This is a genomic window from Gemmatimonas sp., assembly GCF_044344655.1.
Taxonomy (GTDB): Bacteria; Gemmatimonadota; Gemmatimonadetes; order Gemmatimonadales; family Gemmatimonadaceae; genus Gemmatimonas.
In genome coordinates, this window is record NZ_JBIJCN010000017.1 from 23,300 (window position 1) to 39,576 (window position 16,277).

Consider the following 16,277-nt stretch of genomic DNA (forward strand, 5'->3'; position numbering starts at 1 on the left):
ATCTCGGAGACTTCGCCATGCACGCATTGAAGGCTATTCGTTCAACGTTCGCCATCGCCGCCACTCTGATGCTGAGCGCCGAAGCTGCCGCGGCCCAGGCACTCCCGTCAGCCGCCGACGTGATCGCCAAGCACGTCGCGGCCATCGGTGGCAAGGACGCCGTGAAGGGCATCAAGTCGATGAAGCAGATCGGCACCATGGAGATCACGGCCGCCGGCATGACCGCCGATGTCGAGATGACGATGGTCGCGCCGAACAAGCAGGCGATGAAGCTGAGTCTTGCTGGCTTGGGCGAGATCCTGCAGGGCACGGACGGCACCGTGGCGTGGTCGGTCGATCCGATGCGTGGCCCGCGCCTGCTCGACGGCAAGGAGCTCGACCAGGCACGTGAGCAGGCCGACTTCGTGGCCGGCATGCTCTACGAGGCGGACCGCTACAGCGCGATGACCAATGAAGGGATCGTCGACTTCGCGGGCGAGAAGGCCTACAAGATCAAGATGGTGCGCAAGGGCAGCGGGACCGAGAGCTGGCAGTACTTCTCCGTCGCCACCGGCCTGCAGATCGGCTCCGAGTCGACGGTCACCACCGAAATGGGCACGACCTCCAGCAGCACCACGGTGGGTGGCTACCAGCAGTTCGGCCCCCTCAAGCTGCCCACGCGCTCCGAGATGATGGCCGGACCGCAGAAGATGGTCATGACCACCAAGACGGTGGAATTCAACACGGCGGGTCCCGATGCGGTAACCGCGCCGGCCACGGTGCAGCCGCTCATCAAGAAATAACGTCATTCGCGGCCCCGCTCCGTGGAGGCCTGCGGGCAGACGGGCGGGCCGAAGCCGGGGACGTCACCCGGATTGGTTGACTTCCCGGGGCTTGGCCCGAGATTGTCAGCCGTGCCCTGCCGTCTGACCGCCTACCCGCCCCCGTCGTTCACGCGTCGCCGGGGGCTCACGCTGATCGAAGTCGTGGTGGTGCTCGCGATCCTCGGGATTGCGGGCGCCCTCGTGGTGTCCCGGCAAGTGCAGCGTACCGGTAGCCAGCGTGTGGAAAGCGCGGACGACCTGCACGTGGTCGTCGACAGCGCACGCCGCCTCGCCGTGCAGCGCCAACAGGTCGTCCGCCTGCGCATTTATGCCGATGGGCTCTGGAGCGTACTCAGTCCCGACGCCCCCGAGCCGATCGCCGCCGGTCGCATGACCGCCCCCCCTGCCCCGCTCGACGTCACGGTTGACGCGCGCGGCGGATGCAGGCCATCGGCTGGATGGGTGCCGCGCGAGGAGCTCCGCGCCGCCTTCGACGCTGGCACGTGCCGCTGGGCTGCGCCCGCCGGCCGCACGGCACCAGCCGGTGCACGCCCGTGACGCTGCTCGAATCGGTGATCGCCATGGTCATTCTCGCGGTCGTCGCCGTGGCCTGCCTCGAAGGGAGTCGCGGCGCGGCGCAGCTCGAGCAGCGCGCCAGTGCCGTGGCCGACGCGACGGTGCGCGCTGAAAGTGAGCTGACGCGGGCACTGCTCGGCCAGCCGGTCAGCGCCGGTGTCGTCGTGCGTCGTGTGCCCTACGCGCCCGTCCCCCGGCTCGACCGGCTGGAAGTGGAGGTCCCGCGTGCAGACGGCCGGAATGCGGGCACTCCGGTAAAGCTCTCGCGCTTGGTGGATCGTCGCTGATGACCCGTCGCGGCTTTACCCTCGTCGAATTGATGCTCGCGCTCACGTTGACGGCCATTACCGCCACGGTGGCCGGCTCCGCGCTGGTGTCGGCGCGCCGCACCGCCGAGCGTGTGCGCGAACACGGAAGCGCCACGGCCGACGACAGTCGCTGGCGCGCCATGCTGGCCGACATGCTTCGACACCCGCCCCGTCCGGATCAGGCCAGCGAACCCCTGCTCCGGTTGAACCGCGAGGGCTCGACGTCGTCGCTGCAGTTCCTCACCGTGGGAGTGCGCGAGCCCCTCGGCACAGGGAGCATCTGGCGGGCGGTGGTCACCGAGGACTCCGCCGGCCTGCTCCTCACCGCGAGCCCCATCACGGCCGGCGCCTCCGATCCGATCGTGCAATACCGGCTAGCCGATGCCCAGCTGGTGAACATCACCGTGCTGGAGCCGGCCACGGCACGGGATGCAGCGCGTTGGCGTATTGACTGGCCAATCGCTCAGCAGCGTCCCGCAGCCATTGCCATCGAGTGGCGCACGGCTGGCCCATCCGGCAGCGGAGCGCGGCCACCGCTGGTGCAATCGCTCGATCCGCTCGGCAGCGCATTCGAGGGCACGATCGGCGTGGCGACGAGTGGAGGGGCATTGCCGTGAGCAAACCGCATCCGTATGGCAGGCGGCCGCGCCGAGGCGTGGCGCTGTTCACCGTGCTGGTCACGGTGGCCGTGCTGGCCAGCGTCACGGCCTTGGCCAGTCGTGATGCCCGCCAAAGCGCGCGCCTCGCATCGACCTCACGTGCACTCACAGTGGCGCGCGCGATGGCCGAGAGCGGTGTCCTCGCCGCCCGAGCGCGCCTCGAGTCCCAACTGCAGGCCGCCAGCGATTCGTCGGCGCGGCTCACCGTATTCGATGCCTTGGAGCAGCGCTCACCATTCGCGAGCGACACGCTGCTCGATGGTACGTTCAGCAGCGTCATGGTGAACGTGAGCGCGCGCCTCGACGTGAACAACGCTGGCACGGAAGGACTGACCACGCTGTTCCGCACCGTCGCGCCGCCAGTGGAGGCCGCACGCGTGGCCGCGCTGATCGACGCGCGGGTTCGCGGACTCGAGGAATCGCCGTCCCTGCGCGACTCGGTCAGTGCGCGCGACTCGCTCATGGCAGTCTTGCTTGGACGCGCGGCACCGCGCTCCCGCGCCGTGCGCCCATTCGAATCGCTCGACGAGGTCGCGGCGCTGGTGGGTTCGTCGGCCCCGTGGCTCACGGCGGTGGCGGAACAGCTCACGGTGGACGGCGACGGGTTCGTGGATCGCCGTCACGCCACGCCGGCCGTATTGCGCGCGGCAGCGGGCTCGCTGGGCGATCGCCCCACACGCGTTCTGATCGTTTCGCGCGGATGGGCAATCGGTGAAGCTGCCACCCAGGAGATTCAGGCGGTCTACGCCGTGGAGGGCGCCGAGCTGCGCCTCGTGCGCTGGCGGGAGCAGCTCCGATGATGCGCCGCCCGTGGATCCTCGTGCTGGACGCCACGCGGGTCATCGCCTATGCCCCGCAGCGCGGCGGGGCGTTCCGCATCGTGACCGAGGCCACCTGGGATGGCGACGTGCCAGCGCGCACGGTCGACGCCTTGCAAGCGCTGACGGAGCACCCGTCGGAACTCGTGCTGGTGATCGGGCTCGCGTGGCTCGATGCTGCGCGCCCCGAGCTGCCGCCGGTATCGATCTCGCTCAAGCGACGCATGCTTACGATCGACGCCGATCGGTGGTTCGCGTTCTCCGACGCACCGGCCATCGGCGTGGTCGATGAGGTCGCGCTGGCAATGCCCTCGGGCCGGCTCGAGCAGTGGCGCATGGCCTTTGAGCAACTTGCCCCAGTGAGCGGCATCACCACCGTTCCCCATGCGGCCAAACTCCGGGGCCTCGCCGGTGACGTCGCAGTGAGTGCTGGCATGTCCGAGCACGGGCTGTTGAGATTCGACCGCGGTGTCGTGAGTGAGGTGCGCCGGTCACGCCAGCCACTCGCCACCAGCGGACCGCCGCTCGATGGTGCGCAGGTTGCGGCGGCAGTGTTCACCGCCACCCGCGGTGGCGACGGCATGCCGGCCGATCTGCAGCTCGTCAGCGTGCTCATGGAAGAACGCCTTGCCGCCGCGCGTCGCACGCGCTGGTGGCGGGCCGGCGTTGTGGCTGCGACCTCGCTCCTGTTCGTGCTCTGGGCAGCCGGGACGTATCGAGCACGTGTCCTTGAGGCACTCACGCAGGACGCCGCACGGTTGGCGACGGCATCCCAGCCGGCGCTCGAGGCGCGGCTGCGTCTCGAGCGCGCCCGCGACGAACACCGCCTCCTCTCGACCGCGCCGTCGACCGATCCGGGCGAGGTCCTCGCATTGCTCGGCGAGTTGTTGCCTGCCGACGTGGTCGTGCAGCGTGCCGAATGGGACGGACTGCAGTGGCGCATCGACGGCAGCGCCGCCGATGCGGCCGCGCTCATTCCGCGACTCGACGGGCATCCGCGCCTTGCGGACGTGCGCGCGCTGGCGCCGAGCACCCGATACCTCGACGGCGGGCGCCAGCGGAGTTCGTTCTCGATCGGGCTGCGCCTGGAGGATGCCCCGTGACCACGCCGTTGGGACTGCCAACTGTGCATCCAGTGAAGGCCCGCGAGCGCCGCGTGGTGATCGGCGGCGCGATGGTGATCGTGATGGCGCTGCTATTCGCTCGTCTGGTGACGCCGCAGTGGCAGGCATGGCAGCAGCGTGAAGCGCGCGTGGCGGCGGCGACCTCTCGTCTCTCGCAGCTGCAGGGACTCGTGCGCGACCGCGAACAGCTTGAGCGCAGCGCCAACGAGGCGGAGCGTGCCCTCGCCGGTGCGCCACGCCGCGTGCTGCATGCGCAATCCGTCACGCTTGCGGCGAGTGCCGTGCAGTCGTTGCTGCAGGATGCCGTGGACGGCGCAGGGATGGTGGTGAATCGGGTGGAGGTGAGCAGCACGCCGGACTCGACTGGCGCGCTGGAGGGATCGCTCTCCGCCTACGGCGACATTCATGGCCTCAGTGCGCTGTTGCACACGCTCAACCATGGCCCTCGCGTGGCCACGATCGAGCGCATGGTGGTGCAGCAGAACAGCGCGCTCCGTGGCGCCCCCAATGTGCTGCAGGTGCAGCTCACCGTCCGGACGCCCGTGTTGATCGATACGCCGTCCATCATGCCGGTGTCGGGGGAGGCTCGGTGAATAGACCGTCGGATCGCGCTGAACGGCGGGGTGCGGGGCATGCCGTGTCGCCGCGCTGGCTCGAATGGCTGGCTGTGGTCCTGATAGTGGCGGGCGCGGCATTGCTCGTGATGCCCGCTTCGGTGCGGGTGCCGTCACGCTCCGGGATGGCCCGCAGCGACACCATGCCAGTCACGGTGCCCCCGTCGCGTCGCGACGGGCCGGACGTGCGCGACGTCGTTGTTCGCACGAATCTCTTCAGCACCACTCGGCGTGCCCCATCGGAACGTTTTGTGGTCCCGGGGCAAGAACTGGCCCAACCGTCGGTCGTGCCTGATGCCGCCGCACTATCGTCCGAGCCGTATGACATCCAGTTGTTCGGCGTGCTCGATGTCGACGGTTCACGCCGCGCGCTGTTGCAGGTGGATTCCGCCGACAGTGTGCCAAGGGTGGTGGGGCTTGGGGATCGCCTAGGCGGATACCGTGTGCGCCGCATTCTGGCGGACCGGGTGGAACTCTCGTCGGCGTCGGGTACGCGCATCGTGCGCCTGCAGCGACGCCCTGAATCGGACTCCAGCGGGGTCATGCCGTGATGGCAACTATGTTCAGCAAGCTGCGCGTACCAGTACTGTGCGCGCTGTGCACGTGCACCGTGATCACCCCGGAATGGCTGCGCGCCCAGGGCGCGCGCCCCGCCGAGCCGGCGCGCGCCAACACCCTCGATTTCGCCAACGCCCGCTTGGCCGATGTGATCCGGGCACTCGCGTCGGCGCTGCAACGGACGGTGATTCTCACCGATATCCCCGACGTGCGTGTGACCTTTGCCACCCCCACCGGGGTGTCGCGCATGGAACTCGAGCGTGTGCTCGAATCCCTGCTCGAGGCGCATGGGCTGATGCTGGTGGCGTCCGGCACGGTGGCACAGGTGCTGCCCAACGAGAAGGCACCCGCCGCGGGCACGCTGCGCACCGGATTCGCCTTCCCCGATCCACCACCGCTCGGCCTCGTGAGTCAGCTCGTGCCGTTGCAGAGCATCCGTGCCGACGAAGGAGCCGACGCGCTGCGGGCCGTGCTGTCCAAGGGCGCTCGCGTGGAGGCGGTGGCGAGATCGAACGCACTGCTCATCACCGATCGCGGCAGCAACATCGCGCGGTATCTCGAGCTTCTGCGCACCCTCGACGCCTCCCCGGCGGGTGAGGCCGGGATGCGTACCTACGTGGTCAATCTGAAGTATGCGGCCGCCGAGGATCTCGCCTCGGCGATCGGTCAGCTATTCGGCATTCAGGTGGCGGCGCCCGTTGGGGGCTCGCTGGCCGACCGTTCACTCTCGCGTGCGCTCGATAGCTTCCGCGCGCGCGAAGGGGACACTTTCCGCACACGCAACAGCACCATGGGGGGCCAGATGAGCAGCCCCCTCATGTCTGGCGGCGGCGCGACGGCGGGTGGCGGCGCTCCGCGGGATTCGGCGGCGGGAGTGCTGGTGGGACGCACCACGGTGGTGGCCAATGCGCCCACCAACGCGCTCGTGATTCGCACCGCGCCGCCCAACTTTCCCATGCTGCGCGAGACCATCGAGGCCCTCGATACCCGGCCGGCGCAGGTGCTCTTCGAAGTGACGATCGCCGAAATCGCCCTGGGCCGCGGGTTCGAGTTCGGCGTGGATTGGGCGGCCGTCAACCGCGGCGGCGACGTGCAGGGGCAGTTCGGCAACCCGGAGATCGCCGACACCGGTTCCACCTCCGCGTTGCTGCGTCTGGTGCGTCTCGACGGCACCGGTGTGCGCACGCTACTGCGCTCCATCGCATCCACGAGCAAGGTTCAGGTCCTCTCCACCCCGGAGATCATCGCGGCCAACAACCGTGAGGCGACGATCCTCGTGGGCAGTAAGGTGCCCTTCATCGCCTCGACGCGCCTGGGGAACGACGTGTCGATCGACCGCGCCGTGCAGTACCAGGACGTGGGGACGAAGCTGTCGATCATTCCCACCATCAACGACGACGGCTACGTATCGGTGCAGCTGTTGCAGGAAGTGAGCTCCCTGACGCCACAGACGGTATCGGCGGCGCTCAGTGCGCCGATCATCTCCACGCGCGAGGCGAGCACACGCGCCGTGCTTCGGGATGGCCAGACCGTCGTGATTGCCGGCCTGATCGGCGACACGCGCCAAGTACAGGATCAGGGCATCCCGCTGCTGAAGGACATTCCCGTGGCCGGCGCGCTGTTCAAGCGGCAGTCCACCACGCAGCAGCGCACCGAGTTGGCCATCTTCGTCACACCGTACATCGTGCGCACCGATGCCGACGCCGACGTGATCCGCGAGCGCATTCGCCGCCGGATGGAGGAGAAGTCGCCGGGCGCGCTCAGTGATACACCGGTCAAGCGGCCCCCACCGCGGTGAGCACCGTCAGCGTGGAGCGCGCGCCATGAGCGACACGCAGCGATTGCGCAGCGCGGCGGCGGCCGCGCTGGCGCAGCGCTTTCCCGCGCGCTGGCTCGAGGAACATGCCGTGCTGCCGCTGGAGCTCAATGGCGAGGCCGCACGGGTGGCGGCGGATGGTCCCGTGCCTCCGCATGTGCAGGATACGCTCGAGCGCGTGCTGCAGGCGACTGTCACGTGGGAACCGGCAAGCGCCGGAGACATTCGCGCCGCCGTGCTGGCAGCGCCGCGGACGGCGACCGAGGGTGTGGGCGAGCTGTCCACGCTGAGTGGCGACGCCGTCGAATCGCTGGATGATCTGCGCGCGCTGGCCAGTCGCGAACCGGTCGTGCAGGTCGTCAACGCCATCCTCGCCGAGGCGGCACGCACGGGCACCAGCGACGTGCACGTGGAGTCGCAGGCCGACGGGCTGCGCGTGCGCCTCCGGCTCGACGGCGTCCTGCGCGACATGCAGCAACTGGGCCCGGAGTTCCGCGCCGCGGTGGTATCGCGTCTCAAGGTGCTGGCGGGGCTCGATATCGCCGAACGGCGCCTGCCGCAGGATGGTCGCGCTCGCATCCGATTGGCCGACCGCGAACTGGACGTCCGCGTGTCCACGCTGCCGGCGCTGCTCGGCGAAAGTGTCGTGTTGCGCCTGCTCGACGGCGGTGGAACGGCGGGTCCCGATTCGCTCGATCGCCTGCATCTCGCCGCCCCCGTTTTGTCGGCCCTGCGCCCATTACTCGCGCGCAGCAGCGGCCTGCTGCTGGTGACCGGTCCAACCGGCTCCGGCAAGACCACCACGCTCTACGCGGCATTGCGTGAACGCAGCGTGCCGGGTGTGAAGGTGGTGACGGTGGAGGATCCGGTGGAGTATCGCCTGGACGGCGTGGTGCAGTTGCCAGTCAACACACGCGCCGGGTTCGATTTTGCCGCGGCCCTGCGCGCGATCCTTCGGCACGACCCCGATGTATTGCTCGTGGGCGAAATGCGCGATGCGGACACCGCGGAGATCGCGGTGCGTGCCGCACTCACGGGTCACCTGGTGTTGAGCACCTTGCACACCACGGATGCCGTGAGTGCGTTGGCGCGCCTGCGCGACATGGGCGTGGCCCCGTATCTGATCGCCGCCACGCTGCAGGGCGTGTTGGCGCAACGCCTCGTACGCCGGGTGTGCGACGGGTGCGGCCAGTGGCGCGCGCCGAGCGAGGAGGAGCGTGCGCTGATGGGTGGCGCCTCGCTGCCCGCGCAACTGCGCGAGGGGCATGGCTGCTCCGCGTGTGCCGGCACCGGCTTTCATGGGCGGCAGGCGATCACCGAGTTGCTGGTGTTGGACGAGGCCGTGCGCGAGGCGTTTACGCGCGGCGATTCGATCTCGCAGCTGCGCAGTGTGGCGCGGGCGCACGGCGTTCGCAGCCTGCGCGACGACGGGCTGCGCCTCGTGGCCGCCGGTGTGACCACGGTGCAGGAGCTGGCGCGCGTGCTGAGCGCGGGAGACGAAGGGTGACGTGGCGGTACCGGGCGGCCGACGCCAGTGGCCGTGAATCGCGCGGCACCGTGCAGGCTGCGTCGGCCGACGATGCGCGCGCGCAGCTCCGCGCGCGCGCCCTGTGGGCGATCGAGATCATCCCGGAGCGGTCGCTTGATCGCTTGCCGGATCTGTCGGTGGAGCGGTCGTCGCCCCCCCGCGCGTTTGCGACCGCGCCACGCACGAGCATGCCCGCGCTGCACCCGATGCGTGCCGGCCTCGCGCAGCTGTGGGGGCGCTGGTCCGGCGAGGAGAGCGAGGCGTTGGCGGTATGCATGCGGTCCATCGCCACGCTGCTCGACGCGGGGGTGCCGGTGGACCGAGCGCTGGCCTTTGCCGCTTCGGGTGGTCCGGAGCATGACGCGACGGCGCCGGCCGCCAGCTGGCGGGTGGTGTTCGGCCGGCTGCAGCAGGCCGTCCGCGACGGTCGCTCGCTGGCAGACGCCATGCGCGACGAGCGGGCGCTGCCGGTGGCCTTTGCGCCGAGTGTGGCCGCCGCGGAGGCCACGGGGGCGCTCCCGGAGACCTTTGCGCGGCTGGCGTCGGCCTTGGAGCGGGCGGCCGCCACGCAGGCGCGAGTCCGGGCGGCGCTCGTGTATCCGGCGGTGCTGGCCCTGTCGTCTGTCATCGGGACGCTGGTGATCCTACTGGTGGTGGTGCCCCGCTTCGCTGAGCTGATGAACGATGGCGGCGCCCCGCTGCCGATGACGACCCGGCTGCTCGTGGCAGCCAGCACCGGGCTGCTGCAAGGGGGGTGGCTGGCGGGCCCCCTTGGCGTCGGCGCACTGGTCTGGTGGAGGCGCGCCCTGCGCGATCCGGCACGCGCGACGGCCTGGGATGCCCAGCGCCTCGGCTGGCCGCTCATCGGCCGCTTTGAACGCGACCGCGACGGGGCCCGATACCTCGACACCCTGTCGCTCGCCCTCGCTTCTGGGGTGTCCTTGCTGCGTGCCATGGCATTGGCCCGGGCGACCATGCAGAACCGGGCGTTGGCGGCCCGTCTGGAGCCGGCGGAGGCGCGAGTACGCGACGGCGTGCCGCTCGTCGATGCCGTGGGCGACACCCTCCCGCCGCTGGCGCGCCAGCTCCTTCGCGCGGGCGAAGCCGGTGGCGCGCTCTCGGGGCTTGCCGCGCGCGCCGCTGCAGCGGCCGACGGCGAGGCCGAACGTCAATTGGGCCGGGTCGTAGCGCTGATCGAACCCGTGATGATTCTGGGGTTCGGCGGAGTGGTCGCTCTCGTTGCGCTGGCACTGTTGCAGGCGATTTATGGCCTGAACGCCTCGCCACTGTGACCCAGCTGGAACAGGGGGCCACGATCCCGTAGCGCGGGTGGTGGGACCAACCGTCACTTGGCGGGCTGTCCCGCGCACCACGCATGATATACGGCACAAGGATACCTGTAAAAATCGTGCGCGCTTTATTGACAGATTCGGCAGTTAGGTGAAGAGTTTATTCCCATGTCTATCCCACACGACAGCGACGAAACTCCCGTGACCGCCACGGCGCCGAGCCGCCGTCGGTTTTTCGCGATGAGCACGAGTGCCGTGGCAGCGGTCGCCACAGGCGGGGTGCTTGCCGCACAGCCACCGCGTACCGGCGGCGGTCGCGGTACCCCCCTGCCCGCAGGCCGTGTCCCTGGCGCCGACGTGGCCGCGCAGTGGCGCGACCCCCTGCTCCGTCTCGTCCGACGCGTGACGATGGGGCTCGCGCCTGAAGACGTGCAGCTTGCGCGTCGTTTGGGGTACAGCGGCTTTCTCGAGCACCAGCTCAATGCGGCCGCGATCGACGACAGCGCCGTTGAGGCACTGATTGCCGCTCGCCTGCCGATGATGGGTATGACCGGCGCGCAACTTCGGACGCAGATGGATCAAACCGAAGTGTGGAACCAGCTCGCCGACGCCGCATGGTATCGCGCGATCTTTTCTCCGGCGCAGCTGCGTGAGCGGATGGTGGAGTTCTGGACGGACCACTTCAGCATGGACATTGAAGTGGCCAATGTGGGCTTCATGAAGCTGCTCGACGACCGGGACGTGATTCGGCGGCACGCCCTTGGCAACTTCCGCGACATGCTGATCGCTTCGGCGCACAGCGCCGCGATGCTGAACTATCTCAACCAGAACAGCAGCCGCACCCCCACGCCGAACCAGAATTACGCGCGCGAGATCATGGAACTCCACACCCTCGGTGTGGACGGCGGCTACACGCAGAACGACGTAGCGGAGCTATCGCGCATCCTGACGGGGTGGAGCACCAACGTCGACGGTACCTTCCTGTGGCGTCGCACGTATCACGACGTCCGTGCGAAGACGTTCCTCAACCGCACGTTCCCGGCGATGGCCAGTACCGCCACCGACGCCATGATGAAGGGCGAAGGCGACGCCGCCATTCAGATGCTGCTCGATCATCCGTCCACGGCGCGCTACATCTCGTACAAGATGGCGCGGTGGCTGCTGGCGTACGAGCCGCCCACCAGCGTGGTGGAGGCGACGGCGGCGGTCTACACGAGCAGCCGTGGCGACATCAAGGCGATGATCCGCACGATCCTGTCGAGCCGCAACCTCATGGCGGCGCCGGCCAAGTACAAGCGCCCGTTCCACATGGCGGTGTCGGCCATCCGCTCGCTTGGGGCCACGCCCGCGACCGTCGCGAACATCCGCAACACGCGTCGCAACAACGAGGGCCTCGGCATGCCGCTCTTCCGCTGGGACCAGCCCGACGGGTATCCCGACAGCGTGGAGTGGTGGAGCGGTCTCGTGCTTACGCGGTGGCAGCATGCGCAGTACCTGTCCATGCAAACGTCCACGACGACCCACAACGTGGACTCGATGCTGTTCCGCGCCCCCGATACTGCCGAGGGTGTGGTCCAGAAGATCAACACGCGCCTGTTCGGTGGTGAGCTGCCGACGCCATTGTTTGCGTCGTTGCTGAGCTACCTGCGCGGTGGGACGTACAACGATGCCCGGGTTCGGGAAACGCTTTCGCTCGCGATGAGCGCCCACGAATTTCAGTGGTACTGACCGATGACCGATGAGCTGAAGGAAACCGGCTGCGAAGAGTACCAGGCGCTGGCACGCCGTGACTTTCTCACGATGGCGAGCGGCATCGGCATCGCGGCGTTCGTCCCCACATGGTTGCCGCAGGTGGTGATGGCGCAGTCGTCGAACTCCACGCGCGACATTGTGGTCTCGATCTTCCTGAACGGTGGCACCGACGGCATGAGCATGGTGGTGCCGTTCGGCGATCCCGACTACTACAGAGGACGTCCGACGATCGCCGTGCCGCGCCCCGATGCCGCCGTGGGCACCGCCAATCGCGCCACCAATCTCGACGGATTCTTCGGATTCTCGCCGGGGATGGCGCCCCTCTATCCGGCGTACGAAGTGGGTGACCTGCTCGTGGCACACGCCACCGGGTCGGTCGACAACTCACGTTCACACTTCGACGCCCAGCGCTATATCGAAGTCGGGAAGCCGCGCGACACGAACGTGGCTGGTGGCTGGCTGGGGCGCCATCTGGCCACCACCGCCCCCCTACGTTCCGACGCGCCGCTGCGCGCGCTCAGCTTCACCGGTGGGCTGCCCAAGTCGCTGGAGCTCGGCCCCAAGACGCTCCCCATTCCCAATCCGGCGAACTTCACGATCGGCGGCAATGGGACGACGGCCAGCGCGCGGACGCAGTGGTTGGCCCAGAACTACGCGAACGCCGCAAACCCGGTGGCCGCCAACGCGCTCGACTCGACCAACACGATCGCGTTGCTGCAGCGCATCAACTTCGCGGGCTACACGCCGGCGAACGGCGCCGTCTATCCCACCTCGGGATTCGGCAATGTGCTGCGCTCGACCGCGGCGCTCATCAAGGCCGACGTGGGTGTGGAGGCGGTGCAGGCCTTCAAGGGTGGCTGGGACACGCACGCCAATCAGGGGAACATCCCCGGCGTGGATGGCCAGGGCATGCACAACAACATGCTCGACCTCTCGCGCGCGCTGGCAGCGTTCCACGCGGACGTGATCCAGGGAAGCACCGCCTACGGCGTGACGGTGGTGGTCATCTCCGAGTTCGGCCGCAACGCGCGGGAAAATGGCGACCGTGGCACCGATCACGGTCGTGGCAACGTGGCCTTCACCATGGGCCGCAAGATCAACGGTGGCCGTGTCCTCACCAACGGCTGGCCCGGCCTCGCGCGTGAAGTGCTGGAAGCGGGTCAGGATCTCCGCGTGACGCTCGACCACCGCGACATCCTCGCCGAGATCGTGCAGAACCGTCTGGGCAACAGAAACCTCGGCGTGATCTTCCCCGACTACACGCCCCGCTTCCGCGGCGTCACCAAGGCGTAAGGGGACCGACGCCCGGCGTTATTGCCGGGCGTCGGCCACGAAGGCGAGCCACCGTCCATCGGGGCTCACTGCCAGCCGCGTGATGTTGCGGAGCGGCTGGCCGGACAGATCGGCGAGCTGCTCCCACGCGGCACGGCCGCGCGTCCAGCGCAACAGGCGGGTGCCATCGGCCACGAGCAGGGTATTGCCGTCCACCCACGCCACGTCTTCGCGCCGCGATGGAAGGGCGACGAGTTCGGTGGCGGTGCGCGTGTCGGGGTCGAGCTCCATGACCCGCCACACGCTATCGCCCGCGGTGGCCCCCTTCTGCACGTAGCTGGCGCGTGTCGTGCCGGGAATGCGGTGCAGCGAACGCCCCACGTGGCGCGCCAGCACGGTGCCAGTGCCGCGCCCATGGTAGCCCAACTGCAGCGTAACCGGCGTGCCCAGAACGAACATCACCCACGTGGAGTCGTTGGGCTGTGCGAAGTACCCGACCGGCTTGATGTCGGGGAAGAGCAGCTGCGCCGAGCGCCCGTCGAGGGACAGTTGCCAGAGCCGTTGCGTGGAGTCCGCCTCTACGCGAATGACCGTGATGGCGCGTCCGTCCGCCGTGGGGAATGCCGAGTACTCGCTTTCCGGCCTGGTGCGTTTCACGACCTGTGTGGTACGCAACGCGAGATCGTGCCGGTAGATGTCGGTGTGTCCGTCACCGTGATTGGCGGTGAAGAAGATCGAGCGACCGTCGCGCGAGAAGGCTGGCTGGTTGTCGTATCCCGCGCGGTTGGTGATGTTGCGCGCTTCGCGCGAGGCCGGGGCCAATGCCGTGCCCTTCCCCGTCAGCGGCAGCAGATAGACATCGGTGTCGGGCGCCGGCGGCGACGTCCGTGGGATACCGGGCTGCGCGCCCACGCCCGTGGTTAGTGTCGCCGCAAGCAGCAGGACCGTGATGTGGGCGGTTTGCCGAGTGTTCAGGAGCGTGTTCATCGGTTGGGGAGATGGGCGGAGGTCGTGCCGTTCTCGCTGCGCCACCAAAGATACCGCCGCGGCGCCCGCCGTTGCGGTCGGAGGGGCCAGTGGGCTAGCCTCCCCTACATGATCAAGTTGCGCTCATCGCAGCGCGCGCTCCGGCTTACGGCCGTCAGCGCGCTGGTGCTGGTGGCCGGATGTCGCGACCGCGTCGTCGATCCCGGGACGCCGCCGGTCGTTCCGGTCGCATCGATCAACGTGGTGCCCGCCTCGCTCAACCTCCCCGCCGGTCAGCAGGCCCCGCTCGTCGCCGAAGCGCGCGACGCAGCCGGCTCGTTGCTCACCGGGGCGAGCATCACGTGGCGCAGCGACGCCCCGGAGGTGGCCACGGTCGACCACACCGGCATGGTCCGCGCCCTCGCGCCGGGCAGCGCGCGCATCACCGCCAGTGCCACAAGCAGCAGCACCGGTAGTGGCGCGGCCGTGACCGCGCGGACCACGGTGACGGTCACCCTCCTCACTGCCGATCTCACGCAATGGCGCGCGGCACGGAGCGGCGTAAGCGACGTGACGTTTCTCGCCGTGTGGGACGATGGGGCGGGCACCACGTACGCTGGGGGACAGAATGGCGGGCTGCTGCGCTCGCGCGCCGACGGCCCGTGGGAAGTGGTGCCGGTGGGCACCACCGAGACGATCGTGGGCATCTGGGGCAGCAGTCCGACCGACATCTGGCTCGTGGGTGGTGGCGGACTGATCCTCCGCGGCAATGGCACCACCTTCACGCGGGTGAACAGCGGCACCACCGCCACCCTGCTCGAGGTCTGGGGGTTGTCGGCGCACGAGGTGTATGTGTCGGGCGCGGCGGGCACGATCCTGCGCTGGAACGGCACGTCGTTCGAACCCATGGCCACCGGGGTCACCGACGAGTTCTGGGGGATCTGGGGTCCCAACAGCACCACGTTGTTCGCCGTGGGCAATAACGGCACCGTGCTCCGCTGGAACGGCTCGGGGTGGCAGCGCCAGCCGCTTCCCGAGGGCGTGCCGCTGTTCGATGTGTGGGGGACGAGCGCGGGCAACGTGTTCGCGGTGGGGGTGAACGGCATCGTGTTCCGCTTCGACGGCGTGACCTGGCAACGCATGCCCACTCCCGGTGCGGCCAACCTGTTCGCCCTGCGCGGTCGTGCGTTCAACGACGTGTATGCCGTGGGGAACAACGGCGCGACCTATCATTTCGACGGGGCCACTTGGCGTGCGCTCGACATCGGCCTCGGCGCGAACCTGCGGGCGATCGCGGTGCGGGGCGACGGGACGTTGCGACTGGCCGGCTGGTACGGCACCGTGGTGACGCTGCAGGGCGTTGGCACCTCGGCCACCGCGCGCGTGGACAACTCCGATCCGCCGTTGCTGGGCGTGTATGCGGCGCCGCAGGGTCCCACGTTCGCCGTCGGCTTCGGCGGCACGGTGCTGCGCCGCAGCGGGACAGCGTGGACCATCGAGCCCGTGCCGGGAGGGTATGACCTGTACGGCATCAGCGGCAACGGCGGGAATGACATCGTGGCGGTGGGGGATACCGGGTCGATCCTGCGTTTCGACGGGCAGCGCTGGCGCCGTGACTCCACCCCCACGCGCACCGTGCTGCGCTCGGTGTGGAGCAGCAGCGGGCAACATGTGGTGGTCGGCGAACGCGGTACGATCCTGCGCTCCAACGGCACGGCATGGTCACCGCAGGCGAGCGGCACCACGCGCTTCCTCCGCGCGGCCTGGGGCACCGACCCGGCCAACGTGTTTGTGGTGGGGGATTCCGGCACCGTGCTGCGATTCGATGGCGGGCGCTGGCAGGCCATGGCCCCGCCGACCCAAAGCCGCCTCCGCGCCGTGTGGGGGACTGGCGCCAGCGACGTGTTTGCGGTGGGCGACTCCGGCACCACCCTCCGTTTCGATGGGGTGCGCTGGCGTGCCTACCCCCCTGTCACCCAGCGGGACCTGCGGACGCTGTGGGGGCGCGGTCCCACCGACGTCTATGCCGTGGGTGACAGCGGCACGGTGCTGCGTTTCAACGGGCTCGAGTGGCGCCCCCTCACCGCGCCGTGGCGATCGATCGTGTACGCGCTGGCCGGCATGCCCGGTGGGGCGGTGGCCGCGGTGGGTGAAGGGGGCCGGATCTTCGAGGGGCAAACGCCCCCCTGATCGG

General features: G+C 69.2%; 15 protein-coding genes. 14 read left to right on the top strand and 1 reads right to left on the bottom strand.

Annotated features, from left to right (window positions below; genetic code table 11):
* Nucleotides 1–17 precede the first annotated feature (17 nt).
* From ACIQ51_RS06660 to ACIQ51_RS06720, 13 genes are all read left to right on the top strand, one after another.
* Nucleotides 18–782 carry a hypothetical protein gene (locus ACIQ51_RS06660; protein ID WP_396204243.1) on the top strand — a complete coding sequence of 255 codons (765 nt, stop codon included), beginning with the start codon at nt 18–20 and terminating at the stop codon, nt 780–782.
* A 111-nt stretch (nt 783–893) separates the two neighbouring features.
* Complete coding sequence (locus tag ACIQ51_RS06665) at nt 894–1,361, top strand: Tfp pilus assembly protein FimT/FimU (RefSeq protein ID WP_396204244.1); 468 nt, start codon at nt 894–896, stop codon at nt 1,359–1,361.
* A complete protein-coding gene (locus ACIQ51_RS06670; protein ID WP_396204245.1) occupies nt 1,358–1,666 on the top strand; it encodes a hypothetical protein in 309 nt (102 codons plus the stop codon). Before ACIQ51_RS06665 ends, ACIQ51_RS06670 begins: the two co-directional genes overlap by 4 nt.
* Nucleotides 1,666–2,304, top strand: coding sequence for a type II secretion system protein J (locus tag ACIQ51_RS06675; RefSeq protein ID WP_396204246.1), 639 nt, complete (start codon nt 1,666–1,668; stop codon nt 2,302–2,304). Before ACIQ51_RS06670 ends, ACIQ51_RS06675 begins: the two co-directional genes overlap by 1 nt.
* Nucleotides 2,301–3,146, top strand: coding sequence for a hypothetical protein (locus ACIQ51_RS06680; RefSeq protein WP_396204247.1), 846 nt, complete (start codon nt 2,301–2,303; stop codon nt 3,144–3,146). The genes ACIQ51_RS06675 and ACIQ51_RS06680 overlap by 4 nt, the downstream gene beginning before the upstream one ends.
* On the top strand, nt 3,143–4,267 hold the full coding sequence (locus tag ACIQ51_RS06685) for a PilN domain-containing protein (RefSeq protein ID WP_396204248.1): 1,125 nt from the start codon (nt 3,143–3,145) through the stop codon (nt 4,265–4,267). Before ACIQ51_RS06680 ends, ACIQ51_RS06685 begins: the two co-directional genes overlap by 4 nt.
* Nucleotides 4,264–4,881, top strand: coding sequence for a type II secretion system protein GspM (gene gspM / locus ACIQ51_RS06690; protein ID WP_396204249.1), 618 nt, complete (start codon nt 4,264–4,266; stop codon nt 4,879–4,881). Before ACIQ51_RS06685 ends, gspM begins: the two co-directional genes overlap by 4 nt.
* Nucleotides 4,878–5,453, top strand: a complete 576-nt coding sequence (locus ACIQ51_RS06695) for a hypothetical protein (protein ID WP_396204250.1) — start codon at nt 4,878–4,880, stop codon at nt 5,451–5,453. Before gspM ends, ACIQ51_RS06695 begins: the two co-directional genes overlap by 4 nt.
* An 8-nt stretch (nt 5,454–5,461) precedes the next feature.
* Nucleotides 5,462–7,258 (top strand): secretin N-terminal domain-containing protein, encoded by a 1,797-nt coding sequence (locus ACIQ51_RS06700; protein ID WP_396204251.1) that lies wholly within the window; start codon nt 5,462–5,464, stop codon nt 7,256–7,258.
* Nucleotides 7,259–7,283: 25 nt separating this feature from the next.
* Nucleotides 7,284–8,783 carry a GspE/PulE family protein gene (locus ACIQ51_RS06705; RefSeq protein WP_396204252.1) on the top strand — a complete coding sequence of 500 codons (1,500 nt, stop codon included), beginning with the start codon at nt 7,284–7,286 and terminating at the stop codon, nt 8,781–8,783.
* Nucleotides 8,780–10,096 (top strand): type II secretion system F family protein, encoded by a 1,317-nt coding sequence (locus ACIQ51_RS06710; protein ID WP_396204253.1) that lies wholly within the window; start codon nt 8,780–8,782, stop codon nt 10,094–10,096. The genes ACIQ51_RS06705 and ACIQ51_RS06710 overlap by 4 nt, the downstream gene beginning before the upstream one ends.
* A 165-nt stretch (nt 10,097–10,261) precedes the next feature.
* Complete coding sequence (locus tag ACIQ51_RS06715) at nt 10,262–11,821, top strand: DUF1800 family protein (protein ID WP_396204254.1); 1,560 nt, start codon at nt 10,262–10,264, stop codon at nt 11,819–11,821.
* A 3-nt stretch (nt 11,822–11,824) separates the two neighbouring features.
* Nucleotides 11,825–13,138: a DUF1501 domain-containing protein gene (locus tag ACIQ51_RS06720; RefSeq protein WP_396204255.1), complete on the top strand. Its 1,314-nt coding sequence runs from the start codon at nt 11,825–11,827 to the stop codon at nt 13,136–13,138.
* An 18-nt stretch (nt 13,139–13,156) separates the two neighbouring features.
* Here ACIQ51_RS06720 and ACIQ51_RS06725 read toward each other — a convergent pair whose 3' ends face one another.
* Nucleotides 13,157–14,104, bottom strand: a complete 948-nt coding sequence (locus ACIQ51_RS06725) for a hypothetical protein (protein WP_396204256.1) — start codon at nt 14,102–14,104, stop codon at nt 13,157–13,159.
* A gap of 108 nt (nt 14,105–14,212) precedes the next feature.
* Here ACIQ51_RS06725 and ACIQ51_RS06730 point away from each other — a divergent pair, with 108 nt between their 5' ends.
* Nucleotides 14,213–16,273 carry an Ig-like domain-containing protein gene (locus ACIQ51_RS06730; protein WP_396204257.1) on the top strand — a complete coding sequence of 687 codons (2,061 nt, stop codon included), beginning with the start codon at nt 14,213–14,215 and terminating at the stop codon, nt 16,271–16,273.
* Nucleotides 16,274–16,277 lie beyond the last annotated feature (4 nt).